Source organism: Marinobacter sp., assembly GCF_048269445.1.
In the GTDB taxonomy this organism is placed as follows: domain Bacteria; phylum Pseudomonadota; class Gammaproteobacteria; order Pseudomonadales; family Oleiphilaceae; genus Marinobacter.
Window position 1 is genome coordinate 492,485 of the sequence record NZ_JBLXIQ010000002.1, and the last position, 25,721, is coordinate 518,205.

Genomic DNA, 25,721 nt, shown 5'->3' on the forward strand with positions numbered 1-25,721 from the left:
GTAGCGCTACCTATGCCCAGAGCATCGCAAGCTCGCCGAAAAATGTACGTCCTCGACACCAACGTCCTGATTCACGACCCGAACGCCCTCCTGAACTTTGAAGAACATGATGTCATCATCCCGATGACGGTCCTCGAAGAACTCGACAGCCTCAAATCCGGCAAGCAGGCCGTGGCCGCCGACTGCCGGCAGGCGATCCGTAACATCGACAAACTGCTGGGCGATGCCAGCCCGAAAGAGATCGAGAAAGGCGTTCCTATCGTGCGGGGCAAAAAGGCGGAGCCCCTGGGCAGCCTGTCTATATTGATGAGCACGGAACACACGGGCAACCACTCACTCCCGGAGCACCTCAACGACAACAAGATCATCAACACCCTCGCCGCATTGCAGGACCGGCATAAGTCCCGGGACATCATCCTGGTGTCCAAAGACATCAACATGCGCCTGAAAGCGCGCGGCTTCGGGGTCGAAGCACAGGACTATCACAACGACCAACTGCTCGACGACATTGATCTGCTGCCCAAAGGGTACCGGGAATTTCCCAACTCGTTCTGGGACACCATAGAAAAGGTGGAGACTGTCCAGCGGGAAGGCTCGACGGAACACATTCTGAAGCGCGAAGGTGAGCTGGCCAAGCTTAAGATCAACGAGTTTGTGGTGGATGAACTGGGTTTCGTCGGCAAGGTGGTAGACCTCACGGACACCAAGGTCATCATCAAAGACCTGCATCAGCACGATCTTCTGAACGAGGAGGTCTGGGGTCTGGTGCCCCGAGATATCTACCAGGCCATGGCCCTGAACCTGCTCCTGGACCCCGATATCCATCTGGTTAACCTAACCGGCTCCGCCGGTTCCGGCAAAACCATACTGGCTCTGGCCGCCTGCATCGAAATGACCGTGGCCAGCAAACTGTACAAGCGGATCATCGCCACCCGCTCCACCCAGGGGCTGGACGAAGACATCGGGTTCCTGCCCGGTACCGAAGCCGAGAAAATGGAGCCGTGGCTCGGCGCCATCGTCGACAACCTGGAAGCGCTGCACGAAGACGATGAGAACATGACTGCCAGCGTGGACTACATCCTCAGCAAGGTGCCTCTGCACTTCAAGTCCATGAACTACATCCGCGGCCGCAGCTTCCAGCACAGCCTGATTATCATCGATGAGTCCCAGAACCTGACACCACACCAGATCAAGACCATCATTACCCGCGCCGGCAACGGCTCGAAAGTGATCTGCCTGGGCAACCTGGCCCAGATCGATACACCTTACCTGAGCGCCCTGAGCTCCGGCCTTACCTACATGACTGAACGCTTCAAGGCCTTCCGCCACGGCGGCCACATTCACCTGCAGGGTGTTCCACGTTCGGTACTGGCGGAATTTGCTGAAGCCAACCTCTGACCAGGCGTTGACGAAGGCGGGGGGCAGAACCACAGTTCTGCCCCCTTTATTTCACTGCCTTCCTATTCTGCCTACCTGCGTCACACCCGGTAACGACTGACCTGCTCCGACATGTCGGAGGCCAGATTCCTCAGGCGCTGAGTCGCATTACCGGCACGCCGGGTTCCCTGGGCGGTCTGTTCGGTAATGGCAACAATTTCATGCACGTTCTGGTTGATGGTTTCAGAGACACTGGTCTGCTCTTCGGCGGCACTGGCGATCTGGGTGTTCATATCCGTGATGGTAGCAACCGCCTGGCCGATGCGTTGCAGGGCTTCGTTCACCTGGCGGGTTTCCTCAACGGTCGCGTCACTGCGTTCGCTGATTGAGCCGATCAGTTTCACCGCATTGCCGGCGCCGGACTGCAGGCGCTCGATCATACCCTGGATTTCCTGGGTGCTCTGCTGAGTGCGTCGGGCGAGGGTACGCACTTCATCAGCGACAACGGCAAAGCCACGACCAGCATCACCGGCCCGGGCCGCCTCGATGGCTGCGTTCAGGGCCAGCAGATTGGTTTGGTCCGCAATTTCGCGGATCACCTCCAGCACACTGTCAATCCGGCGGGAATCGGCTCCCAACCTCTCAATAACCTGGACACCTTCTTCAACCTGCTCCGAAAGCCCGCCAATTACCCCAATGGCCTGATGCACAAGCCCCTGAGCATCGCAAACCTGCACGTTGGCGTGATCGGCCGCCTCCGACGCTTCACTGGCGTTGCCAGCGACTTCCTGGGCTGCGGCGGTCATTTCGTTCATGGCCGTTGCCACCTGGTCACTTTCAGATTTCTGCCGCTCGACGCCCCGCTCCGCCTCGCTCATAACCTGAGTAAGATCGGCGGTGGCTTCATTCAGGGTTCGGGTTGACGCCAGCACGCGCTCAACCAGTCCATGTACCTGGTCAGCGAAGCTATTGAATGCCGTGGCCAGCTGGCCGAGTTCGTCCTTCCCAGAGACATCCAGCCGACGGGTCAGATCACCGTCTCCGCTGGCAATATCATTCATGGCGGAGACAGCGGATTTCAGGGGCCGGATAATACTACGCACCACAATCAGGGCAAGAATAACAATGATCGCCAGGGCAGCCAGCGAGGTGGTAACTGAACCGATCACCGCATCCGCCAAAGAGTCGCCGACCTGGGCTTCCATCTCGACCACCTGAGCTTCCAGACCGTCGACCCAGAAACCGGTTCCAATCATGATGCCCCACTTCGGGAGCATCTCCGCGTAACCCAGCTTGGGCGCCACTTCGCCGTTGTCGCTGTTCTTCCAGCCATAGGGCACATAGTCGCCACCACTGCGGGCGGCCTTCACCAGCCCGCGGATCAGGTAGGTACCGTTGGGGTCCTGAAAGTCCCAGAGATTCTTGCCCTCCAGTGACTGATTAGCCCCATGCATCACGTTGACACCGCGAGTGTCGTAGGCAAAGAAATAGCCGGCGCTTCCGGAGTCATTGAACCGAAGCTGGCGCAGGATTTCCCAGGCCTGCTCGCGTAATTCCCGATCATCGGCGGAGCCCGGCTGATTATATAAATGTGCGATAGATGATCTGGCCAGCTCCAGATAATTCTTCAGCTCTTGGCGTTTGCTTGCCTCCATGTCTGAAGAAAAGCCGGCCACAGCCTCTTCGCCAATGTCGCGAGCCTGGTTCAGGTTATAACTGGTAAGGAAGGCAGTCAGTACAATGACCGGGACAAGTGCGAGCAACAGCACTCGGGTCTGGATGGTCAGGTTTTTCATGGCAGGTGGTCTTCTTTATTGAGCGAGCGGTCAGCCGGAGCGTCCAGCCCTGACAAAAGGACAGCAACCCTACGAAAAAAAGACCGGCAATGTCATTGATGATACTGCCTATTTTGTTTCTACCCTGTAACCGCGACAGTAAGTTTTTGTAGCTCAGTCCTTGAACTGCGCCTTATCGAGGCCGTGTTTGCGCATTTTGTCATACAGGGTTTTGCGGGCAATTCCGAGCTGCACCATGGTGTCCTTGATGCTACCGTGGCAGGCATTCAGGGCAGTGATAATGGCCGAACGCTCGAATCCGTCTGTCATCTCGGCGAGGGTCTGCCGGCCTGGCACATTGGCAGTAGCCCCCGGCTCATTTTCGTCCAGCGCGGCGGGCCCCAGCAACACATAACGTTCGGCCAGGTTCCTCAGCTCCCGAACGTTGCCGGGCCATGAGTGCTGCATCAGACGAGCCGCCTGGCCGGCGTCCAGAGGAATACTCTCCCGGTCATACCGGGCGGCAGCGATCAGTACGAAGTGGTGAAACAGTGTCGGAATATCTTCCTCGCGCTCCCGCAATGGCGGAATATCCACCTTCACAACATTCAGGCGATAGTAGAGATCGGATCGGAAGTTACCCTCGTCACTGAGCTTTTTCAGGTCTGCCTTGGTGGCCGCTATGATACGCACATCCACTTCCTGAACCTGATTGCTGCCCAGGCGCTCCACCCGCTGTTCTTCCAGTACGCGTAGCAGTTTCACCTGCAGCGGCATGGGCATGCTTTCTAACTCATCCAGAAACAGAGTGCCCTTGTGGGCATGCTCGATTTTACCGATGCGGCGTTTGTCCGCGCCGGTAAAGGCACCGGCCTCGTGGCCGAACAGCTCGCTCTCGATCAGGTTCTCCGGAACCGCGCCACAATTGATGGCGACAAAATTGTGGGCACTGCGAGAACTGTTCTCGTGAATGTAACGGGCCAGGGCATCCTTGCCGGAGCCGGTTTCGCCATAGAGCAGGACATTAGCGGAGATATCCAGAATCGGGTCGATGGTCGCCATCACTTTCTGCATTGGCGGGGAATCCCCCAGAATCCGGGGTCCCGGCCTTGCCAGTTGGCGCAACTGCGCCTTCAGACGACGGTTTTCAAGGGCCAGATGGCGCTTCTCCAGCGCGTGCCGCAGGAGTTCAATCAACTCGTCGTGGTCAAAGGGCTTTTCGATAAAATCATAGGCACCCTGCTGCATGGCCGTTACGGCGGTGCTTATATCCCCCTGGCCAGTCAGTATGATCACCGGGATAGCCTCATCGACAGCCCGAATCCGCGCCAGCATTTCCAGGCCGTTCATCTCCGGCATGTTGTAGTCACACAGGACAACGCCGTCATAGTCGGCATTAATGTGCCCGAGAGCGGACGGCGCACCTTCATAGCAGCTCACCGGCAGGTCTTCCAGTGTCAGGGTCTGGGCTATGGCTTGGCGGATATGGGGGTCGTCGTCCACAAAGATTACCGAGGGTTCTGTCATTCCGTGGCCTCCCGCTTCCTGAGGGTTAACACAAATTCGGCACCCGGCCCGTCCAAACGGTTCCGCCCCGTGAGGGTGCCACCGAGGGCGTCGACAATCTGGCGTGAAATTGACAATCCCAGACCCAACCCCTGCTTCACTGATTTGGTGGTAAAAAACGGTTCAAAGATCTGCTCGGTATTGCCCTGAAGGCCGGGGCCGTTATCCCGAACCAGGCATTTCCAGCAGTCATAGCCTTCCTCAACATCAATCCGGACCCGCGGACACCGTGATCCGTCCACCGCCTGCACCGCATTGGCCATCAGATTCACCATCACCTGCTCAATACGAATCAGGTCACCGTGGCACATAACCGGGTGTTCCGGCCGATTCCATTGAATGTCGATATCAGAACTGGATTTTTGGGCAGCAATGATCTTGAGGGACGCATCAACCGATTGCCGCAAGTCCACCACCGCAGGTGGCCCCTCGGATTTGCGCGCGAACACCTTGAATTGCCGCGTCAACTCCGCCATCTTGTCGCACAGTGCGATAATCTCGGACAGGTTGGCGTCGACCATGTCCTCCGCGCCTTTCTCCAGGAAGCGACGGCTATTTCTGGCGTAGGTCTGGATTGCCGTCAATGGCTGGTTCATTTCATGGTTCAGGCCCGCCGACATCTGTCCCAGAACGGCCAGTTTGGCGGCCTGAATGAGCTCCTGCTGGGTTTCCCTTAGTTCGTTCTGGGTGCGCTCGCGCTCGCGAATCTCTTCCAGTAGCTTGCGGTTTGAGCTCTCCAGATCGACGGTTCGCTCGGCCACGCGCCGTTCCAACTGCTCGCCCCTCAAAGCCAATTCGGCCTCACGGCGATAGCGCTCCCGAAGATAGAGCCAGGTCAGCAAGCCGCCAAAAAACAGGGCCGCACCGCCAACAAGAAAGGCCAGCCGGGTCCAAATGACGGACCGGGTGCTCACCATTACCTGCAGCGTCCAATCCAGCCTCGGCAGATCGGTACGCACACTGAGATAATCCCCACCCGCGTCGCTCCCAACGAGATGAATTTTTTCCGACCGGTCAGACACACCCCAGGGACGCCCAAGCCGCTCCATATTGATGGGTGTCAGCTCCCGGTCAGGATAGCGCTGGTAGGATTCAGACGTCGGCGTGTTACCCGAATAGGGTTCGAAATCCCGGTAAAGCCATCGTGGTTTGCTGGCCAGAAAGCTGATACCGGCCCGGTCCAGCACCACCATTTCCGCTTCACTCAACGATGCAGGGCGGTGCCACTGGGACTCCAACTCATGGACAAGGACCTTGACGGCAATTACGCCCAGCACCTCGCCCCGGCTATCTAAAACGGGATGGGAAAAATAAAGGCCGCGCACATTGGACATCAGCCCCAGGGCAAAGTAGATGGCTGACCCCCCAGTTGCCAAAGCCTCTGAAAAGTACGGGCGAAAGGCGTAGTTGCTGCCTACAAAGCTATCTTCCTGCAGATAGTTGTTGGCGGCAATGGTCAGGCCGTTCACATCCATCAGGTAGACATCAGAGCTGCCGACGATCGTGGCCATCCGCTGCATCTCTTCGTTGGCCTGCAAAATGACGCCCGGGTCGTCCGGGTTTCTCAGGGCTTTCTCGAGCAGGGGGTGCTCGGCCATGAGTTCGGGGATGGGGAGGTACCGGTTCAGCTCGTTGGCAACAAGCTGACGGTAACGAAACGATTCCTCCAGGCTTTCCTGTTCCACCTGCCGATAGCCGGTCCAGCCTCCCAGTGTCCAGGACACGAGGAGGGTCAGGCCAAAAACAACAAACGCGCCAATCCGGTAGGACATAAGCCGGGTTCCTGAAAAACCGCAAGCGTAACGCCGGGAACCAGGCAGGACAACCACGCACTCGCACAATTGTCCTGCCCTGCGCCGGATCAGACTGCCGCAGGCGCCAAACGCTGCCTGCGCTGGCGCTGAACCAGGAATGACATCACCGCGAGGGCCACACCGGCTATATCGGTCCACAGACCGCCTTCGATCATCAGCAGCGCCGCGGCAATCAGCATGATACGGACCAGCCAGGCAGCACTGACCTTACCGAACCAGCCCAGCACGCCACCAGACAACAGGTATACACCAAAGGTTGCGGTCAGAACGGCGCGGGCGATAACGAACCAGTCCCCATCCATCAACAGCGCACTGTTATAGAAGAACATGAACGGAACGATAAACGCCGCAATACCAATCCGGAACGAAGCCACTGACGTTTCCATGGCATTGGCTCCGGAAATTCCGGCCGCCGCATAGGAAGCCAGGGCGACTGGCGGCGTGATGGCCGACACCACAGCAAAGTAGAACACAAAGAAGTGCGCCGTGAGAGGTTCGATCCCCAGTTGCACCAGGCCTGGTGCAACCACCGACGCAGCCACCGCATAGGCCGCCGTGGTGGGCATTCCCATGCCCAGCAGGATGGAAATGAACATGGCGAAGATCAGTGCCAGCAGCTGGCTCGCTTCGGCCACATCCAACAGCAACACAGAGAATCGCGCCCCGACACCGGTGAGTGAGATCACACCTACAATGATACCGGCTGCCGCACAGACGACGATGATCTGGATGGCCATCATTGAGGCAATATCCAGGGCCCTGAGGATGTCACGGAACCCCATCTTGTTCGGGGAGAACCAGCTCACCACCGCCGCCGAGACGGTCGCCAGGGTGCCGGCACGGATTACCGAATACCCCTGGAACAGGGCGTAAATCAGAATGATAATGGGAATGAACAGGTAGACCTGCTTGATCAGCTTGCGAAGCTTTGGCAGCTCGTCCTCGCGCATCCCACGCATGCCCAGTTTTGCCGCCTCGAAATCCACCATGAAGTAGACCGATGCGAAATACAGGATCGCGGGAATGATCGCAGCAATGGCAATTTCGGTATAGGGGATACCGGTGATTTCCGCCATGATGAAGGCGCCCGCGCCCATGATCGGCGGCATGATCTGCCCACCTGTCGATGCCGCAGCCTCGACCGCGCCGGCAGATTTCTTGGAGTAGCCCACTTTCTTCATCAGCGGGATAGTCAGCGAACCGGTGGAAACCACGTTGCCGGCACTGGTGCCATTGATCATGCCCATCAGGCCGGAAGCAAAGATGGCCACCTTGGCCGGGCCCCCGCGGGAACGACCTGCCGCTGCGAAGGCGAAGTTCACAAAGTAGTCACCCACCTTCGACGCCTGAAGGAAAGCAGCAAAGACGATGAACAGAATAATGTAGGTGGAGGACACCGCCGTGGTGGGCCCCAGAATACCGGCATCGGTATACACCTGACTGAAGAAGCGCTGCACCGACAACCCCGGAAAACCCAGGAAGCCAGGCAGATAAGGACCGACAAAAACATAGACCAGGAAAACCAGACCAATCACCACCAGCGCCAGACCGGCGACCCGGCGGGTCAACTCCATGATCAGGGCGGTGCCGGCAACGGCGGCGAAGGAAATGCCCACGGGCGCAAACGACGTGCCAGTGGACATGCGCATGTTTGTGTTGTATGCCATCAGGAAATAGGCCGCAACGGCAATTGAGCACACAATCAGCACCAGATCGGGCACGCTGAACCGTGAGCGCTCACGCTGATGGAACCAGCTCAGAACAATGCCAAGAGCGGTGGCCGCCAGCAAGGGCCAGCCGAAATGCCAGCTCTCCAGTTCGGGCGGAATGCGCATGGCGCCGTCGGCTACCATCTTGCTGAAGGAAAACGTCTGGTAAAGCGCATAGAGGGCAGGCAGCAGGGCAACGCCACCAACCCAGGTGGTCCACTTGTGCCGGACGCCACCCTCTTCATGGGATACAAACCGGGCACCGGCATACAGTATAAAACCCAGCACCAACGCGCCCGCCACGTGAACAATACGGTAACTCCAGGTTTCCATCGGCGCGATGTTCAGGGAGTAGAGATGGAATGACGAATAGCCGATTGTCAGCAAGGTAACGAATTTCAGCAACCAGCCTTCAAACAGGCGGCGATTGGCCTCAACTGGCTCCTCGTCAACATCGTGGGCAAGAATATGGTCGTCGTCCGGCAACGCCGGGGTCGGACCCTTGGGAGAGTGTTCGGTGGTCATGATAAACCCTGCCTACAAGAAAAACTGGGCCGGCTGAATGCCGGCCGTCCAACGGGGGCCAGCCTCGGGCCCCCTGACACACAACGGTCGTTACTTGATCTGGCTTTCAGGAATGTCGTAACCGTTTTCGTTGAACCAGCGAGCTGCACCCGGATGCCAGGGCAGAACCGTGTTCTTGGTGTAGTTTTTCGGGATAGACGTCTGCGCCGCCTTGTGGATGGAGACCATCTTGTCGTTGTTCTCCATGGTCAGCTTGGTGATTTCATACACCATGCTTTCCGGAACGTCACAATTGGCGATGGAAAAGTTCCACATGGATACCACACGGGAATCGTTTTCCAGGGACTGGTAAGTGCTCGCCGGGATGATGAACTCGGAGACCGGGAAGTTATCAGTGATCTTCTTGGCTTCCGCATCGGTCATGCCGATGATGTTCACATCCGTCTGAACTTCCAGCTGACTAACAGCCGGGATAGGAATACCCGCAGCAAAAGCCACCACATCAATCAGTCCATCCTGCAACTGGGTGCCCAGGTCAGACCAGCTACCGTTACGACGCTCGAAATCCACACCCAGGGTTTCCATCATGCGCGGGAAATAGGTGTCAGACGTGGAGCCTGCGGGGCCAAAACCGATGGTAGCGCCGTCGGGAATGTCAGAAATTGAGGTGATGCCAGAATCAGACAGTGCTGTAACCGAGAACGGAGTCTCATACATCGGGAAGATGGCGCACACGTTGTCCATATTCACACCCGGCGCTATTGGGCTGTTGCCTTCCATGGATTCCCGGGCCGGGCCCATGGTAGTCAGACCAAATTGCAGGTTGCCGGTGTGTACCAGAGCCATGTTCTGCATCGGGCCACCGGTGATCTCGGCGCCGCCGGATACTCCCAGGTTCTCGGCTACAAAGTTGGCCCAGCCAGAACCATAGGCGAAGTAGGTTCCGCCCTGACTTGCCGTACCCACGGTAAAGTTGTCCGGCCAGCCTTCACGATCCTGAGCGGCAACCGGATTGGCTACAACCAGAGTAGAGGCGAACGCTGCCGCCATAACCATTTGGGTTTTCATAAGGAATGCTCCCCGTTTCATTGTGTTTGTTGGGTGTTCCACGAAGCGCTACAAGCTTCGGTGTCGATAATGGACGCAAAGAGCAGACCAGGTTCGAAAACTGCTTAAAAAACAGCGGGCTTTTCAATGACGTCGGACTAAGGCGCGTCAAAATGGGTGAGATTGCACCCAGAGTATTCTAGCGATGGGTGGGAACCGCCCCAAACTGTCAAATGTTGTGCGACATCTTCCATTGCCGGAATTTACTGTTCAAACTATATACAGATCAGTCTCACCAATCATATTCCGCCCAGCCCACTCTGGAACAGTCGCACCTAGCAAGGCAGATCGCCATGTCGATTTCCGCAAAAACCACTGCATTGATTTTGCTGATGGGTATTTTGCTGTCATTTTCAGCCTCTTATATTCAGCGCAGCATTGTCTATCCCGCCTTTGATGAAATAGAGGCAGATTACGCCAGGGACAGCATTGACCGGGTGGTCCGGAGGCTGGACGCGCAGCGACAAGCCATTGATTTCACGGTATACGATTGGTCGGCATGGAATGATACCTATTCGTTTATACAAAGCGGCGATCCGGACTACATCGAGTCCAACCTGTATCCGGACACCTTCCTTAACTTCGGTTTCGATGTTGCTTTATTTCTTGATCTTGACGGGGAGGTGGTCTGGGGCGGAGTTTACGACTTCCCATCGGACGGTGGCATCGTCGATTTGACCGCGACCTACCTGGATGAGGTAGTGGTGGCAATGGCCAAGTTCACTGGCCGAATTGATCCTGACGAAAAAATTGATGACCAGACAACGAGCGGTGTTGTCCAGGTGGATGACATCCCGGTTCTATTTGCCATGCGACCGGTCGTGCGAAGCGACGGCGCTGGCCCCCACAACGGTTATGTGGTCTTTGGCCAGTTTTTGGACGACGAGCTGATAACCGCGCTTTCAGAGCAGATTATCCAGGATTTCAGCATTGAGCCAGTCTCGGAAACCACCGTCCCCGCTGCCCAGGACAACTACTCACTGGACATCATTGACCAGAGCACGCTCTCCGCCTCGAAAATTTACAGTATCGAAGGCATACCACGCCTGCGGGCAGCAGCCATTCTGCCCCGAAATATCACCGAACTTGGCAGAGACATTACCTATTACGGCCTCGCCCTGCTCATTTTGTTGTGCATTGCTCTCGCAGCGGCACTACTGGCACTGTTCCGCTGGATCGTCGTAAAGCCCATCATGAGCCTGACGGCAGATGTGTCGAGTATATCCAATGCCATGGATTATTCCCTTCGGGCCAGCATCAACAACAACGACGAAATCGGAGCCCTCTCACGGGAATTCAACTCCATGCTGGGGATGATTGAGTCAAACAACACGGAATTGCTGCGGCTGAATGCCGAGCTGACCTCGAGGCATCAAACGGTGCTTGAAGTCCAAAGTGACCTTCAGGCAGCGAACGCGGAATTAAAGCGTCTGTCAGAGCACGACCCTCTCACTGGCCTCTCAAACCGGCTGGCTCTCGAGAAGAAGCTGGAGCAAGCCTGGGAAATACTCTGCCGAACCGGCGACCCTCTCACGGTCATGCTTGTAGATATCGACTTCTTCAAACTTTACAACGACCGCTATGGGCACCAAGCGGGCGACAAATCCCTGACGCAGGTTGCGGACATCCTGGCGAGTGCCATGCAGCGGAAATCGGACATGGCAGCACGATACGGAGGCGAGGAATTCCTCTTGGTTCTCCCGGGCACATCCGCCGAAGACGCTATGAGTATCGCCGCGGCCATAAGGGAGCAAATCATTGCAGCAAATATTGAGCACGACTGCAGCCCTATTGAGCCCTTCCTGACCATCAGCATCGGAATTTCATCGGTAGTGCCTCATGGGGGCCTGACAATGGGGGATCTTGTCAGAGCGTCAGACAGAGCTCTCTACACTGCCAAGGGGAGCGGCAGAAACAGATTCAGATACGAGCCGGTTGGTGCAATTCGGGAACAGCAGCAGCTATAAGCTCACCACCGCCCCTGCAACGTCGCCACGATCCGGCGACCGCCCGCACGGTCCCGGTGTTCGCAGAGGTATAGTCCCTGCCAGGTTCCGAGAGCGAGGCGGCCATGGCTGACCGGCAAGGTCAGTGAGGGGCCGATCAGGATATTCTTGATATGAGCCGGCATGTCGTCCGGGCCTTCCATGAGGTGTTCATAGTGCGGTGCATTATCGGGCACCATCACATTGAAGTGTCGCTCCAGATCGCCTCGTACATCCGGGTCGGCATTCTCATTAACCGCGAGAGACGCGGAGGTATGCTGAATGAACAGATGCAACAGGCCAACTTCACAGTGAGTGAGCTCCGGCGCCTGGGCAATGATCTCATTGGTTACCAGGTGAAACCCTCGCGGCAGCGGCGCCAGTTCAATAAAGGTCTGATCCCAGATCATGGCTCACCTCGTCATTATCTCTGCCGGTCGTCCCAGGGGTGAACAGGAACGACATCGTCACCCACGTCGCCCTCATAGCTACTGCGGAAGTAATCCATGGCCTTTTCCGCCTCACCGAGTTCGTCGAACCGGGCAATGTGGTAGATGGCTTCCCCTTCGTTCACCAGTGGCAAATTATTAACGCAAATAACGATGCCGGAACAGGGCGATAACACGGCAGTTTCGGACTCGCCGAACGGATCTGCAACCATGGCCAGCTTCTGGCCTTTGCGTACCTTCTGGCCCAGGCTTGCCACCGGGCGCATGATCCCGTCTGTGTCAGTTCGCACCCATTGGGAATTGGCGGCGGTTTCCGATCGTTTCCTCGGGGCCTTTGGGCCCTTCTTGGCAGGAATCATTTCCAGCTCCCGCATCACCCGGATAACACCCTTCACGCCACTGGAGATCACCACATCATCAAAACGCAGGGCTTCACCCCCTTCGAAGGTGACGACCGGTATATCCTGCGAATCGGCGTAGGCGCGGAGGCTACCCTCCCGCAAGCCGGCATTGATGATAATGGGCGCACCAAAGGCCTCAGCCATGCGCGTGGTCTCGGGGTTTTTCAGTTCAGCCCGGATCTGCGGCAGATTGAAACGGTGAATGGCACCGGTATGGAGGTCGATAATATGGGTGACCTTTTCCATGATCTGCGTACGCAGCAAATAGGCAATCCGGCCGCCCAGGGAGCCGGTTTCACTGCCGGGAAAACACCGATTCAGGTCTCGCCTGTCCGGTAGGTAGCGGGTACGTTGCACAAACCCGAAAATATTAACGATCGGCACCGCCACCAAAGTGCCTCGCAAGTGCCGCAGGGCCGAGTTGGTCAAAACCCTACGGACAATCTCCACACCGTTGATCTCGTCGCCGTGAATGGCACTGCACACCATGAGCACCGGACCATCCCGCCGACCATGCACCACTTCGACCGGAATATGCAGTGGCGTATGGGTGTAAAGCTTGGCCACCGGCACTTCAACGGTCTGGCGGGTGCCGGCCTTGATCTGGTTACCGACAAATTCAAAGGGTGCTCGGGCCATTGTCTAGCCTCTCCCCTTGGTCCGGGTTTTCCAGGGTTGCTGGTTCTTCTCTATCCAACTGACAATCATTCCGGCCACGTTCTTGCCGGTCGCGTTTTCAATACCCTCGAGACCCGGCGAGGAGTTGACTTCCATCACCAATGGCCCCCGGCTGGAGCGCAACAGGTCAACGCCAGCCACGTTCAGGCCCATGGCCTTGGCCGCGGTGATGGCGGTCCTCCGCTCTTCCGGCGTAATCCGGATCAGCGAGGCGGTACCGCCCCGGTGAAGGTTGGAGCGGAATTCACCCTCGGCGCCCTGCCGCTTCATGGCGGCAATCACCTTGTCACCAATGACGAAGCAGCGGATATCCGCGCCGCCAGCTTCCTTGATAAATTCCTGCACGAGGATATCGGCTTTCAGGCCCATAAAGGCCTCAATGACACTCTCGGCCGCCTTCCGGGTTTCCGCGAGTACCACGCCAATACCCTGGGTACCCTGCAGCAATTTGATCACCACCGGCGCACCGCCAACCATCTCCAGCAGTTCTGGTACGTTGTCCGGCTTGTTGGCGAAGCCAGTGACCGGCATGCCCACGCCTTTTCGTGCCAGCAGTTGCAGCGAGCGCAACTTGTCCCGGGAACGGGTGACGGCAACGGATTCGTTGACCGGAAACACACCCATCATCTCGAACTGGCGCAATACCGCTGTTCCGTAGAAGGTAACCGACGCCCCGATCCGGGGGACCACCACATCGAAATTCTCGAGCACTTCTTCGTGGTAGTGGATCTGAGGCTTGGCTGAGGTGATATTCATGGAGCAGTGAAGGCAGTCAATAACCTTAACTTCGTGGCCACGGTTAATACCTTCCTCAACCAGACGACGGGTCGAGTAGAGGTGGCGATTTCGCGACAATACTGCAATTTTCATTTTTCAGTCCTTAGGGGCCGGCTCACCGGCAAGATAAGAAGCTTCGGGATAGATCTCTGAGCGGCCGGCCATGGCGGTTCGGCCCAGCAGCATCCGGAACCGCATGGAATCGCGATTGGTCAATGTCATTTCAATGGGCCAGCTCTGATCACCGATAACCAGCGTGGTTTCGATCACCAGGCGCATTTCCTGGTGCCCTCCCGAATCGGATACGTTTCGTTCATCCAGGACCCTGGCATCGCACTCCACAACCTGATGTAAATCATTCTGTACTGGGTGGACCCAGAAGCGCACCCGCCGCTCGCCGTTTTCGGTGTACGGCTCGGTGCGGAAGGTGTGAAGGCAGGAAGTTCGGGCCCCGGTATCAATCTTCGCCTTGATGCGGCCAATATCCAGATCCGGCAGCGCCACCCACTCACGCCAGCCGAGGCTGATCTTGTTCTCGCCGGGTGTAGAGGCAACGGTTTTGATTACTTCAGCTGTCTTTGTCGACATCCAGGAGATCCTTTTCTGTGTTTTGTTCCGGCCCCAACAGCTGAACACGGAAGGGCTCCGAATGGCTGCCCGCATAAATACTGGTATGGGGGAACGGAATTTCAATGCCTTCACGGTCCAGGGCTTTCTTGATCGCCACCATCATACCGCTTCGACCCTCAAGCACCTTGTCTTTCGGAACCCAGAGGGAAAACTGCATATCCACGGAAGACGTACCAAACGCAGTGACCAGAGTGAAAGGCTTGGGTTCCTCCAGGCAGAGTGGATTCTTCTCAGCCAGCTTCAGCAACAACGCCTCAACTCGCTCCACATCTTCAGCGTAGGCAATCCCCACAGTCAGGTCGAGCCGGCGGATCGGGAACCGGGACCGGTTAACCACCCGGGTCTTGATCAGGGTTTCGTTGGGAATACGCACATACAGGTTGTCCGGGGTGCGCAACTTCACGCTGAGCATATCAATGCCAATCACTTCACCAATGGTGGCATCCACCTCAATAAAGTCACCAATTTCAAAAGGCTTCTCAACCAAAAGAAACAGACCGCTGATCATGTTGGACGCAGAGGTCTGTGACGCAAAACCGATCGCCACTGTGAGTATGCCGGCCGCGCCCAGTACCACATCCAGAGAGAAGCCGGCTTCCCGCAGCGCTGCAATGCTGAACACAACAACAATGACGTAAAACACGAGCCGCCGCACCATCACGGTGTGGTGGCGGGAGGAACGCTGCGCCATGAACCCGGAAACACTCCGGGCCGCTATCGACCCGAGAAACAGCCCGAGTACCAGCAAAAAGGCGGAACTCAGCCACTGGCTCCAGGCAATGTCGGTAAACACCCCCATAACGCCGGTTTGAATTGCTTCTAGCAAAGTATCGACTCCGTCAGATCCGTTTTAACCAAACATCCGGTCGAAAGCCCGCACCAGTCGACCACGGGCCAACTTTTCCCGGGCATCTGCCACTGGTCGGCAGGGTCCGGCGGCCGCCAACACTGTCTCGTCGACATGCAGGCTGGCGGAATTCATATCCGTCTCTATCTCCACGGTTACCCCGGGCGTCCAAAGCTGCCCGCGCTCATTCTGATGCAGCGAAAGCAACGGAGTAGGCAGACTGAAGCGCTCGAGCAGTAAAGGCTCGGAACGCCCGTTGATCAGGGTAACCGGAGTCACCGCCCGCCAGGGTCGTTTGGGCACAGCCTCAAGCACCAGCCGCGCGAAACTCGTCGAGGAGTAGCATAGCTCGCCTTCCATGGTGTTCCGGCCCACCCAGGTCAGCGAGGGGAGCGAAAGGGGGACTTCCGTTAACACCGATTTCTGTTCGCCCACACAAATTTTCATCCATAGGGGCGTTCCCACGTAAATCGTGCAGCGCCCGCCCGCGGGAATCGTCAGGGGCTGGTAAGGACGGATCACGGTGGGAAGGTTGGCGGCTGCCGGTATAAACGTTACGGTCGATGACTGGCTTTCCCGGACAAACCGTTGCAGAGGAACAGTAGCGGCCGGCAAGGTGTGACCAATAGTTTCTGTCCAGCTGGCCGGATCGGTGTCCAGATCAAGCGTTTCCGAGCGAATCTGCCATTCCAGGTCCAGCAAAGTAACCCATAAACGAATGTGTCCCAGCTGGTGATACTGGGTCTGCCCGGAGGCCAGAGCGTATGGCTGGGCCCAGACGCCGTCTCGAAGGCCTTCGGTATTATTCTCCATTCCCGGCACAAAACTCCCTGAAACGCTACAGCCTGAAGTGCAGGCGAAATTGAGGGTAAAGTCACTTTACTATAATCCAATCGGGCACCCCGGGCGAATATCCAAGTTAGTGATTTTATTGAACACCGGGCTGTAATTACCCCTACACCAACTCCTCAGATGACGAGGGAAGACGGATGACGCAACTGGTCTGGTTCCGAAACGATCTCCGGGTTGCCGACAACCCGGCTCTCACGGCCGCCTGCAAGGGGGCCGAACAGGTACAAGCCTGCTTTATTCTCACCCCGGGCCAGTGGCGCGAGCACGACTGGTCACCGGCTCGCGTGCAGTTTGTAATCGCTCACGCCAATGCCCTCTCTGAGGAACTGGCCAAACTGGGCATACCGCTTTCTTTCATCCATGCCGAGCGCTTCGAAGACAGCATCCGTAGGCTGGAAAGCTACTGCGCTGAACGCAGTATTAATACGCTGCATTGCAACGAAGAGTACGGGGTAAACGAGCGTAAACGGGACAAGGACATCAAGCACCGCTTTGATAACCTGAACATACGCGTGTGCAAATACCGTGACCAGACCGTTGCACCGGTAGGCGAGATCCTTACCCAGCAAAACGAGCCCTATTCAGTATTTACCCCCTTCTCAAGACGCTGGCGCACCTGGATCGACGAAACGCGGCCCGGCCTGTTCCCGGTTCCGAAAGTCCGAGGCAATCCGTTAGTCCCTGAAAAAATCGACATCATTCCGGAAGTGTTCCAGAACGCGCCGAAGCCATTGGTCCCCACTGGCGAAGACGCAGCCCACGACCGGCTCGAACGTTTTCTGCAGGAGCGCGCCGGTTATTACAAAGCCGAACGGGATTTCCCCGCCATCGACGGAACCAGCCAACTCTCCCCTTACCTGGCCAACGGCGTACTGTCCGGCCGCCAATGCCTGCTGGCCGCGAAACAGGCCCAGGGGATGGGCGGCAACCAGGAAGGCCTGATTACCTGGATCAACGAAATCGCCTGGCGGGACTTCTACATCAACATCCTGTACCACTACCCCCGGGTCAGCATGCACCGCGCCTTCAAACCGGAAACCGAAGCCCTGACGTGGAACCAAGCCGGCGATAAATTCGATGCCTGGAAAACCGGCAACACCGGCGTCCCCATCGTCGACGCAGCCATGCGGCAGCTCAACGAAACCGGCTGGATGCACAACCGCCTGCGCATGATCACCGCCATGTACCTGACCAAAAACCTGTTCATAGACTGGCGCCTTGGTGAAGCCTACTTCATGTCCCATCTGGTTGACGGATTCCTCGCCTCCAACAATGGCGGCTGGCAATGGAGCGCCTCCACCGGCACCGACGCCGCACCCTACTTCCGGGTTTTCAACCCGGTCACCCAAAGCGAACGCTTCGACCCCAACGGCGACTTCATCCGCCAGTGGGTCCCGGAACTGGCCAAGCTGGACAACAAACGGATTCACGATCCCGGCGCAAAAGCTGGTGTTATTCCGAAAGGGTATCCGAGGCAGATCGTTGATCTGAAAGAAAGCAGGAAAGAGGCAATTGCCAAGTTTCAGGCCCTGAAAAACTGAGACGAACCTTCAGGAGGGCCGCTTCAAAGTCACGACGCGGGGTTGGGCTGGTCTGTCCAAAACTGTGCGGAGCCATGGATGGCGGAGCTCAAGCGTCACAAGAACGTGCCGCAAGGAGCGTGTTTTGGACAGACCAGCCCAATCCCGCAGCCTCCAAAACTAGGCAGCAAACTCCACATTAGCCAGAACAAACAGGACAGGAAGGGTCGCGAGCCAGCTTCATCTCCCGCCACTGCATCTCCCAGGCATCCAGAATCAACAGCCGCCCGACCAATGGTGTACCAATGCCAGAAATCACCTTGATGGCCTCCATCGCCTGGGCCGCGCCGATCATCCCCACCAACGGCGCAATAACCCCCGCCTCCGAACAGGTCAGATCCTCATTGCCCTGTTCAGGGTACAAGCAGTGATAACAGGGACTGCGCTCCTGCCGGCTGTCATAAACCGAGAGCTGCCCTTCCCCGCGAATAGCAGCGCCGGAGACCAGTGGAACTTTTGCTGCCACACAGGCCCGACTCAGAGCAAAACGGGTGTTGAAGTTATCGCTGCAGTCCACCACCAGGTTCACTTCTTCAACCTGCCGGACCAGCTCTTCACCATCCAGGCGCTGATTCAGGGCGGTCACCGACACCAGCGGATTGATCCGGTGAACACGGCCCGCCAGGCTCTCTGCCTTGGGATCGCCCAACTGGTCCTGCTCAAAACCGATCTGGCGCTGAAGATTGGCCAGCTCGATGGTGTCGTCATCCACCAGGGTAAGATGCCCAACTCCCGCCGCACCAAGATAGAGCGCCACCGGGCACCCCAGACCGCCGGCGCCAATCACCAGCACCCGGGCGGATTTCAGCCTTTCCTGGCCGGCAATATCGAACCTCGGCATCAGGATTTGCCGGCTGTAGCGTAATAATTCCTCGTCACTGAGCATCCGCGTCTCCCCTGTTGAAATCCCGACCGTTCACCGCGGTTGGGCGGCACCATTGCCCGTCCATTGCCCGAGAGTCATCCGATCACGACGCCCATAGTCCTGCAGGGTGTGCACCCTGGCAAATCCCCGCTCCCGGAACAACGCAGCCACCGCCTCAGCCTGCTCAAAACCATGCTCCACCAACAGCCAGCCACCTTCAAACAGCCAGCCCGGCGACTGTGTCACTATCAACCGGAGATCATCCAGACCATCACTGCCAGAGACCAGGGCCGAGGCCGGCTCGAAGCGCACATCGCCTTCGCCCAGATGACGGTCGTTGTCCGGTATATAGGGTGGGTTGGAGACAATCAGATCAAACCGGGCGGGTTCCAGCTGTGAGAACCAGGAACTCTTAACCACCGAAACCGGCAAACCCAGCACTCTGGCATTTTCCCGTGCCAGCTCTACCGCCGCTTCCACTTCATCGCACGCCGTTATCCGCCAGCCCGGGTGCTCACTGGCCAGCGCCAGGGCAATGGCGCCGGTACCGGTACCAAGATCGAGAACGTTGGCCTGTTCCGGCAACGACAGCCCAAGGGCGGCCTCCACCAGGCACTCGGTATCCGGGCGGGGAATCAGGGTGGAAGCACTCACTTTCAGGGGCAGAGACCAGAATTCCTGATGCCCGAGCAGGTAGGCCACCGGCTTGCCGGCAACGCGCTCTGCCACCAGCGCTTCGAAAGCCCCAGCCTGTGCTTCCGTGACTTCGCGCTCCGGCCAGGCCCGGAAGCTGGTCCGGCCAAGCCCGGTGATGTCACTTAACAGCAGCTCGGCATCCAGCCTTGGCGAATCACTGTTGATGCGATCCGCCGCCTGCTTTATCAGCGCTTCACAGGTCAGTGAGGGTTTACTGGTCATCGGCGAGGGAGGCAAGCAGTTCCGCCTGGTGCTCCTGCTGCAACGGCACTACCACTGCATCCAGATCACCGGCAATCACTTCATCGAGCTTGTAGAGCGTCAGGTTAATCCGGTGGTCTGTTACCCGGCCCTGAGGGAAATTGTAGGTACGAATGCGCTCTGAACGATCACCACTGCCCACAAGGCTTTTGCGGGTTTCCGCCATGGTCTTCTGCTGACGGTCGGTTTCCGCATTCTGCAGCCGGGACGCCAGCAGACTCATGGCCTTGGCCCGATTCTTGTGCTGCGAACGTTCCTCCTGACACTCCACGACCATACCTGTAGGCAGGTGGGTTATCCGGATGGCCGAGTCGGTCTTGTTGACATGCTGACCACCTGCGCCTGATGAGCGGAACGTGTCCACCCGCAGATCCGCCTTGTTGATCTCGATGGCTTCGGCTTCGTCGGCTTCCGGCATCACAGCCACCGTGCAGGCCGAGGTATGAATACGGCCCTGGGACTCGGTTTCCGGAACCCGCTGCACACGGTGAGCGCCGGATTCAAACTTGAGGGCACCATAGACGCCCTCGCCTGCGACCCGGGCAATCAGCTCCTTGTAACCACCGTGTTCGCCTTCACTCTCGCTCAGCACTTCAACCTGCCAGCGGCGCCGCTCAGCGTAACGCAGATACATTTTGAACAAGTCCCCGGCAAAAATGGCTGCTTCGTCTCCGCCGGTGCCAGCGCGGATTTCAAGGAATACGTTCTTGCCGTCGTTGGGGTCTTTCGGCAGCATCAGGCGCTGGAGCTCTTCATCCAGCTCCTCGTTTTTCTGCTCCGCGAGTTTCAGCTCTTCCTCGGCCATCTCTCGCATGTCTGCATCGCCATCGTTCGCCAGCTCTCTGGCAGCCTCGATATCATCAAGCGACTCCTGCCAGGCCTGGAAGCAATGAACAACAGGCTCAATCTCTGCAAACTCCCGGGAAAGATCCCGAAATTTGTCCTGTTGCGAGATGGTAGTGGAATCGCTGAGCAACGCACTGACTTCCTCGAAGCGCTCAGTGAGCCTCTCGAGGCGGGATTGAATCGATGGCTTCATAGTTTTTCCGGGGTAGTCGTCGCGTCCGCATCCAGTGCATCAAGCTGGTGCAACTCACGCAGCCACTCTGTCACCTCGGTCCGACCTTCTGTCGTGGCCTTGCGAACCTGAACAGAAGGCTCGTGCAGGAGTTTGTTGGTAAGACCCCGTGCCATGCTCCGAAGCACGGTCTCAGGGTCTGTTCCGTTGCGCAGGGCGCGCAGGGCTTTTTCCGTCTCGGCATCACGCAGTATTTCGGCACGCTGGCGGAACTGTTTGAGTGTAGACACCGCATCCAGCGCTCTCAGCTGGTTCAGAAAATCCTGAACCCCCGCAGTCACCAGATTCTCCGCTTCCCGGGCAGCGCCCTCACGGGAACGGATGTTTTCTTCAATGACCTGGCGCAAGTCATCGACGGTATACAGATAGACATCTGCCAGCGAGGCCACTTCCGGCTCTATATCCCGGGGCACCGCAATATCCACCATAAAGTAAGGTCGGTGCTTGCGCTTCTTCAGGGCACGCTCAACAGCGCCTTTGCCAAGAATCGGGAGCGGGCTGGCGGTGGAGGAGATAATAATGTCGACATCGGCCAGATGCTCCGGAATCTCGGAGAGGACAATGCCCTTGCCACCACGGGATTCGGCCAGCACCTGCGCCCGCTCCAGGGTCCGGTTGGCCACCAGGAAATTCTTGACCCCGGCATCCGCAAGGTGGCGGGCCACCAACTCAATGGTCTTGCCCGCGCCAATCAGCAACGCCTTGTTGTTGGACATGTCTGCAAAGATGTGGTGAGCCATGCTCACGGCTGCATAGGCAACGGAAACCGGATTCTCACCAATGGCGGTCTGGGTGCGTATACGCTTGGCCACAGAAAAGGTGTGTTCAAAGAGTCGGGAGAGGAAGGGGCCGCTGGCACCGCTCTCCCGAGCCAGAGCGTAAGCATCCTTGAGCTGCCCGAGAATCTGCGGCTCCCCCAGCACCATGGAATCAAGCCCCGCCGCCACGCGCATCATGTGCCTGACCGCTTCGCCGTCCCGATGCACATACAGCACTTCTTCAAGCTCGCTGGCATCCAGATCATGAAACCCTGCCAGCCAGCGAAGCACCATGGGGGCACAGTCGTCATCACCCGCCAGGTAAAGTTCGGTGCGATTGCAGGTCGAAAGGATGGCCGCCTCGCTGGCACCGGAGGTCGCCCGGAGCTCCGCAAACGCGTCCGCCATACGCTCAGGCGTAAACGCCACCCGCTCCCGTAATTCAACGGGGGCCGTGCGATGATTGATTCCCAGCGTTACCAGTGCCATGTCGTGGTTGTACAACCTTTTGCCGATGAGCGGTGCAATACGCGCAATTATCGGCCATTTTAACGGCCAGAGGCCTGACCTGCCACCCAAAACCGCTGCAGCTTCGGCAAGGGCGGACAGGTTGGGCAAGACCAGGCGCTTATGCCATTATAGGGATTCGGCCGAGGCCGGGACCCGATCTACCTCAAAAAAAGGGGGGAGCGTGGTTATTTCTGATGCGTTTTCGACTGATCATGGGAAGTTGCATGCACAAATCCGTACCGTTCCTGGTTACCTGCCTGCTTGGCCTGGCACTGGCAGGCTGTGCCAGCTTCACCGGCACCGAGGAAATGTCCGCCCCGAAAGAAACAGCCGCTGCCGACGAAAAAGTCGATGCACCGCCGCCGCCGGAATACGCCGACTTCGAGCCGGAAACGCTTTACCTGCTTCTGTCCGCCGAAATTGCCGCCCAGCGTGGCCGTTACGACATTACCCTGGTGAATTACCTCAAGGCCGCCAAACAGTCCCGGGACCCAGGCGTAATTCAACGCGCCATGCGAATTGCCCAGTCCCTGAACGGGGACAACGCCCAGAAACAGCTGGCCGATCTGTGGCTGGAGGTTGACCCGAACAACCTGCAGGCGCACCGGGTTTCCGCGATCCAGGCAGTAAAGGGCAATGACCTTCAGACAGCCATGTTCCACATGGAGCAGATCATGGAGCAAGGGGGGGATGCCGATTTCGACAGCCTCGCGGCCATGGCCTCCAATCTGCCACCGGAACAACAGCAGGAACTGCTTTCGTTATATGAAGAGATGTCCCTGCGCCATCCCAACACCCCAGAACTTGATTACAGTATTGCACTGCTGCTCAAGATCAGGGGGCAACCGGAACAGGCACTGGACCGGTTGAAGCCACTGCAGGAAGGGAACCCAAACTTCCAGCCGGCGATAATCCTCAGAGCTGACCTACTTTACCAAACCGGCGAGAGAGGCAGTGCCCTGGACTACCTCCTGGCAAATACCCGGCGCTTCCCCGGCAACCGACAGATGGGCACACTTTACGGACGGATGCTGATTAATGAAGGCGAACTGCAGGCCGCCCAGGACGAATTCAGTCGCCTGGTACAACAATACCCGGACATCCCGGGGCTCAGGCTTTCCCACGCCCTGGTCGCCCTGGAAAACGGGCAAACGGATCTGGCCAGGGAAGAACTGACACGACTGGTGGAACAGGGCAACCACGTCAGCGAAGCCAACTACTATCTGGGCCGCATTGAAGACCAGGCGGGCAATACCGAGCAGGCCATCGGCTTCTACCAGAGTGTTGAACAGGGCAACTACTACTTCCCTGCGCTCGCCCGTGCCAGCTCGCTGCTTGCCGAAAATGGTCAGCTGGAAGACGCCGTCGACAGAATCCGGAGACTAAGGGACGCCAACCCCAGGCAGGCAGAAAACTTTTGGTTGCTGGAGGTAAACTTGCTCATTGACGAAAGCCAGCAGCAAGAGGCGCTGAGCACAGCAACGGAAGCCCTGGAGGAACACCCAGACAGTCTCCAGATCCGCTACGCACGAGCGATGCTTTACGACACACTTGATCGGCCGGCTGATGCCGAGGCCGACCTGAAGAAGATCGTTGAGCAGGACCCTGAAAACGCCGTTGCCCTGAATGCCCTCGGCTACATTCTGACTACCCGGACCGACCGACTGAGGGAGGCCCGCGGTTACATCGAGAAGGCGCTGGCACTGGACCCGGAAAACCCGGCCATTCTCGACAGCATGGGCTGGGTCCTGTTCCTTGAGGGACAAATCGAGCCTGCGCTCAAGTACCTGTCCCGCGCCTGGGCCGCCTATCCCGATCCGGAAGTCGCCGCCCATTACGGTGAAGCCCTGTGGATGAGTGGGGCCGAGGATCAGGCCAGAATCATTTGGCAGAAAGGCCTTGATCAGAACCCCGGTCACGAAGTACTCAATGAAACCATTGACCGGCTGACAAATGGTGGTGAGCAGTAATGAAACTTGTCCGAACCCTGGCGGCACTCCTCATGCTCGCTATCCTCGGCGCCTGCACCACCATTCAGATCGAACCCCTGCCGGAGGGGATGACAGACCAGCCGCCGGCGAACTGGACCGCCCGCTCGGCCAGCCTCGGCCGGCTGGATCACTGGCAACTCTCCGGCAAACTGGCTGTCCGACAGCCATCAGACAGCGGCACAGCCATCATCAATCACTGGATTCAGGACGGCGACGCCTACGACCTGGCCTTGTCCTCATCCTTTTTGGGCATGGGCAGCACTCTACTCAAAGGCGTTCCCGGCTTCATTGAGCTAACCCTCCCCAATGGGGAGACCTACCGCTCTAGCGAACCGGAGTCGCTGGTGCAAGCTGCCACGGGCTGGCAATTGCCCCTGGAGAACCTGACCTGGTGGATCCGCGGCCTACCCTCACCCGGCAGTGATTACCGTCTGCTGTTTGATGCACAAGGCAGCCTGGCAATCATCCGGCAAGACGGCTGGGAGATCCGCTACGACCGCTGGCAGGACTTTCTTGCCAGCTACCCGGCCCTCCCTGCCCGCATCACCGCCCTGAAAGAAGACAAACGGGTGAGGCTGGTGGTCTCCGACTGGCAGGAAAAGACCCCGTGAGCTTCGGCATCACCCTGCCCTCGCCCGCCAAACTGAACCTGTTCCTGCACATTGTCGGGCGCCGGCCAGACGGCTACCACGAGTTGCAGACGCTCTTCCAGTTTCTTGATTACGGCGACGACCTCACCTTCACCCTCACCCCTGAGGGTCGCGGCGTAAGGCTTGTGGAGTCGATCCCGGGCGTGCCCGATGAGGACAACCTGATCACTCGCGCTGCCAAAGCGCTCATAGAACGCAGCCGCGAAGAACTACCCGGTGTAACCATAGGCATTACCAAACGGCTGCCTATGGGCGGAGGCCTCGGCGGTGGCAGCTCCAACGCTGCCACCGCGCTGCTCGGGCTAAACCACCTGTGGAGGCTGGGCCTCAGCAACGATCAGCTCGCCGACATTGGCTTGACCCTGGGCGCCGACGTACCAGTATTTGTTCGTGGCCACGCCGCGTTTGGGGAGGGCGTTGGTGAAACACTGACCAACGCGAATCCACCGGAAGACTGGTTCGTGATTATCAAGCCTGGGTGTAACGTAAACACTGGCAAGATTTTTTCCGAGCAAGGGTTGACAAGGAACACCCCGAGAATCAAAATAGCGCCCGCTTTTGAGGGAGACGCCTCGAGGTACCGAAACGACTGCGAGGATGTAGTTTGCGAACTGTATCCTGAGGTTAATCAGAGCCTGGAATGGCTTTCAAAATTCGGACCTGCAAGATTAACCGGAACCGGGGCTTGCATATTTGGACGTTTCCCGACAGAATCCGCAGCCCGGATTATCTGGGAAAGCAAACCCTCCGGCGTCACGGGGTTCGTAGCTCAAGGGGTGAACATTTCACCTCTTCACACAAAGCTAACAGAGCTGAAATGATGCCAAAAAAGCACGATAC

At 57.9% G+C, this 25,721-nt stretch carries 21 protein-coding genes; 6 read left to right on the plus strand and 15 right to left on the minus strand.

What is annotated here, in order from left to right:
* The first annotated feature begins 12 nt into the window (after positions 1–12).
* A complete protein-coding gene (locus ACN0XM_RS05640; protein WP_417565938.1) occupies positions 13–1,398 on the plus strand; it encodes a PhoH family protein in 1,386 nt (461 codons plus the stop codon).
* Between the two features lie 80 nt (positions 1,399–1,478).
* On the opposite strand, the gene ACN0XM_RS05645 is transcribed toward ACN0XM_RS05640, so the two are convergent.
* The 5 genes from ACN0XM_RS05645 to ACN0XM_RS05665 all read right to left on the minus strand — a co-directional run bounded on the left by ACN0XM_RS05645 (position 1,479) and on the right by ACN0XM_RS05665 (position 9,834).
* On the minus strand, positions 1,479–3,173 hold the full coding sequence (locus ACN0XM_RS05645) for a methyl-accepting chemotaxis protein (RefSeq protein ID WP_417565939.1): 1,695 nt from the start codon (positions 3,171–3,173) through the stop codon (positions 1,479–1,481).
* Between the two features lie 153 nt (positions 3,174–3,326).
* On the minus strand, positions 3,327–4,679 hold the full coding sequence (locus ACN0XM_RS05650; RefSeq protein ID WP_417565940.1) for a sigma-54-dependent transcriptional regulator: 1,353 nt from the start codon (positions 4,677–4,679) through the stop codon (positions 3,327–3,329).
* Positions 4,676–6,490 carry a sensor histidine kinase gene (locus ACN0XM_RS05655; protein WP_417565941.1) on the minus strand — a complete coding sequence of 605 codons (1,815 nt, stop codon included), beginning with the start codon at positions 6,488–6,490 and terminating at the stop codon, positions 4,676–4,678. The genes ACN0XM_RS05650 and ACN0XM_RS05655 overlap by 4 nt, the downstream gene beginning before the upstream one ends.
* An 89-nt stretch (positions 6,491–6,579) precedes the next feature.
* Positions 6,580–8,766 (minus strand): TRAP transporter permease, encoded by a 2,187-nt coding sequence (locus tag ACN0XM_RS05660; RefSeq protein ID WP_417565942.1) that lies wholly within the window; start codon positions 8,764–8,766, stop codon positions 6,580–6,582.
* Between the two features lie 90 nt (positions 8,767–8,856).
* A complete protein-coding gene (locus tag ACN0XM_RS05665; protein WP_417565943.1) occupies positions 8,857–9,834 on the minus strand; it encodes a TAXI family TRAP transporter solute-binding subunit in 978 nt (325 codons plus the stop codon).
* Between the two features lie 332 nt (positions 9,835–10,166).
* On the opposite strand from ACN0XM_RS05665, the gene ACN0XM_RS05670 reads away from it, so the two are divergent.
* Positions 10,167–11,840: a diguanylate cyclase gene (locus tag ACN0XM_RS05670; RefSeq protein ID WP_417565944.1), complete on the plus strand. Its 1,674-nt coding sequence runs from the start codon at positions 10,167–10,169 to the stop codon at positions 11,838–11,840.
* 2 nt (positions 11,841–11,842) lie between these two features.
* Here the strand turns inward: ACN0XM_RS05670 and ACN0XM_RS05675 are convergent, their stop codons facing one another.
* Genes ACN0XM_RS05675 through ACN0XM_RS05700 form a run of 6 tightly spaced genes read right to left on the minus strand, consistent with a single transcriptional unit; the run spans position 11,843 to position 16,453 of the window.
* Entirely contained in the window at positions 11,843–12,268 is a 426-nt protein-coding gene (locus ACN0XM_RS05675) for a secondary thiamine-phosphate synthase enzyme YjbQ (RefSeq protein WP_417565945.1), read from the minus strand.
* A gap of 14 nt (positions 12,269–12,282) precedes the next feature.
* Entirely contained in the window at positions 12,283–13,347 is a 1,065-nt protein-coding gene (locus ACN0XM_RS05680; RefSeq protein ID WP_417565946.1) for a succinylglutamate desuccinylase/aspartoacylase family protein, read from the minus strand.
* A gap of 3 nt (positions 13,348–13,350) precedes the next feature.
* Positions 13,351–14,256, minus strand: coding sequence for a 30S ribosomal protein S6--L-glutamate ligase (rimK, locus tag ACN0XM_RS05685; RefSeq protein WP_417565947.1), 906 nt, complete (start codon positions 14,254–14,256; stop codon positions 13,351–13,353).
* A gap of 3 nt (positions 14,257–14,259) precedes the next feature.
* Positions 14,260–14,751 carry an ATP-dependent zinc protease gene (locus ACN0XM_RS05690; protein WP_417565948.1) on the minus strand — a complete coding sequence of 164 codons (492 nt, stop codon included), beginning with the start codon at positions 14,749–14,751 and terminating at the stop codon, positions 14,260–14,262.
* Positions 14,732–15,592 carry a mechanosensitive ion channel family protein gene (locus ACN0XM_RS05695; RefSeq protein ID WP_417566072.1) on the minus strand — a complete coding sequence of 287 codons (861 nt, stop codon included), beginning with the start codon at positions 15,590–15,592 and terminating at the stop codon, positions 14,732–14,734. The genes ACN0XM_RS05690 and ACN0XM_RS05695 overlap by 20 nt, the downstream gene beginning before the upstream one ends.
* 51 nt (positions 15,593–15,643) lie before the next feature.
* Positions 15,644–16,453: a hypothetical protein gene (locus ACN0XM_RS05700; RefSeq protein ID WP_417565949.1), complete on the minus strand. Its 810-nt coding sequence runs from the start codon at positions 16,451–16,453 to the stop codon at positions 15,644–15,646.
* Positions 16,454–16,629: 176 nt separating this feature from the next.
* On the opposite strand from ACN0XM_RS05700, the gene phrB reads away from it, so the two are divergent.
* Positions 16,630–18,033: a deoxyribodipyrimidine photo-lyase gene (phrB, locus tag ACN0XM_RS05705; protein ID WP_417565950.1), complete on the plus strand. Its 1,404-nt coding sequence runs from the start codon at positions 16,630–16,632 to the stop codon at positions 18,031–18,033.
* 178 nt (positions 18,034–18,211) lie between these two features.
* Here the strand turns inward: phrB and ACN0XM_RS05710 are convergent, their stop codons facing one another.
* From ACN0XM_RS05710 to hemA, 4 genes are read right to left on the minus strand one after another with little or no spacing between them, the layout of a single operon-like run.
* A complete protein-coding gene (locus ACN0XM_RS05710; protein WP_417565951.1) occupies positions 18,212–18,958 on the minus strand; it encodes a molybdopterin-synthase adenylyltransferase MoeB in 747 nt (248 codons plus the stop codon).
* A gap of 30 nt (positions 18,959–18,988) precedes the next feature.
* A complete protein-coding gene (gene prmC / locus ACN0XM_RS05715; RefSeq protein WP_417565952.1) occupies positions 18,989–19,855 on the minus strand; it encodes a peptide chain release factor N(5)-glutamine methyltransferase in 867 nt (288 codons plus the stop codon).
* Positions 19,845–20,933 carry a peptide chain release factor 1 gene (gene prfA / locus ACN0XM_RS05720; RefSeq protein ID WP_417565953.1) on the minus strand — a complete coding sequence of 363 codons (1,089 nt, stop codon included), beginning with the start codon at positions 20,931–20,933 and terminating at the stop codon, positions 19,845–19,847. The genes prmC and prfA overlap by 11 nt, the downstream gene beginning before the upstream one ends.
* Positions 20,930–22,219 carry a glutamyl-tRNA reductase gene (hemA, locus tag ACN0XM_RS05725; RefSeq protein WP_417565954.1) on the minus strand — a complete coding sequence of 430 codons (1,290 nt, stop codon included), beginning with the start codon at positions 22,217–22,219 and terminating at the stop codon, positions 20,930–20,932. Before hemA ends, prfA begins: the two co-directional genes overlap by 4 nt.
* Positions 22,220–22,464: 245 nt before the next feature.
* Between hemA and ACN0XM_RS05730 the strand changes: the two genes are divergently transcribed.
* From ACN0XM_RS05730 to ispE, 3 genes are read left to right on the plus strand one after another with little or no spacing between them, the layout of a single operon-like run.
* A complete protein-coding gene (locus ACN0XM_RS05730) occupies positions 22,465–24,210 on the plus strand; it encodes a tetratricopeptide repeat protein (RefSeq protein WP_417565955.1) in 1,746 nt (581 codons plus the stop codon).
* Positions 24,210–24,842 carry a lipoprotein insertase outer membrane protein LolB gene (lolB, locus tag ACN0XM_RS05735; RefSeq protein WP_417565956.1) on the plus strand — a complete coding sequence of 211 codons (633 nt, stop codon included), beginning with the start codon at positions 24,210–24,212 and terminating at the stop codon, positions 24,840–24,842. The genes ACN0XM_RS05730 and lolB overlap by 1 nt, the downstream gene beginning before the upstream one ends.
* Positions 24,839–25,702, plus strand: coding sequence for a 4-(cytidine 5'-diphospho)-2-C-methyl-D-erythritol kinase (gene ispE, locus ACN0XM_RS05740; RefSeq protein WP_417565957.1), 864 nt, complete (start codon positions 24,839–24,841; stop codon positions 25,700–25,702). Before lolB ends, ispE begins: the two co-directional genes overlap by 4 nt.
* The last annotated feature ends 19 nt before the right edge of the window (positions 25,703–25,721 follow it).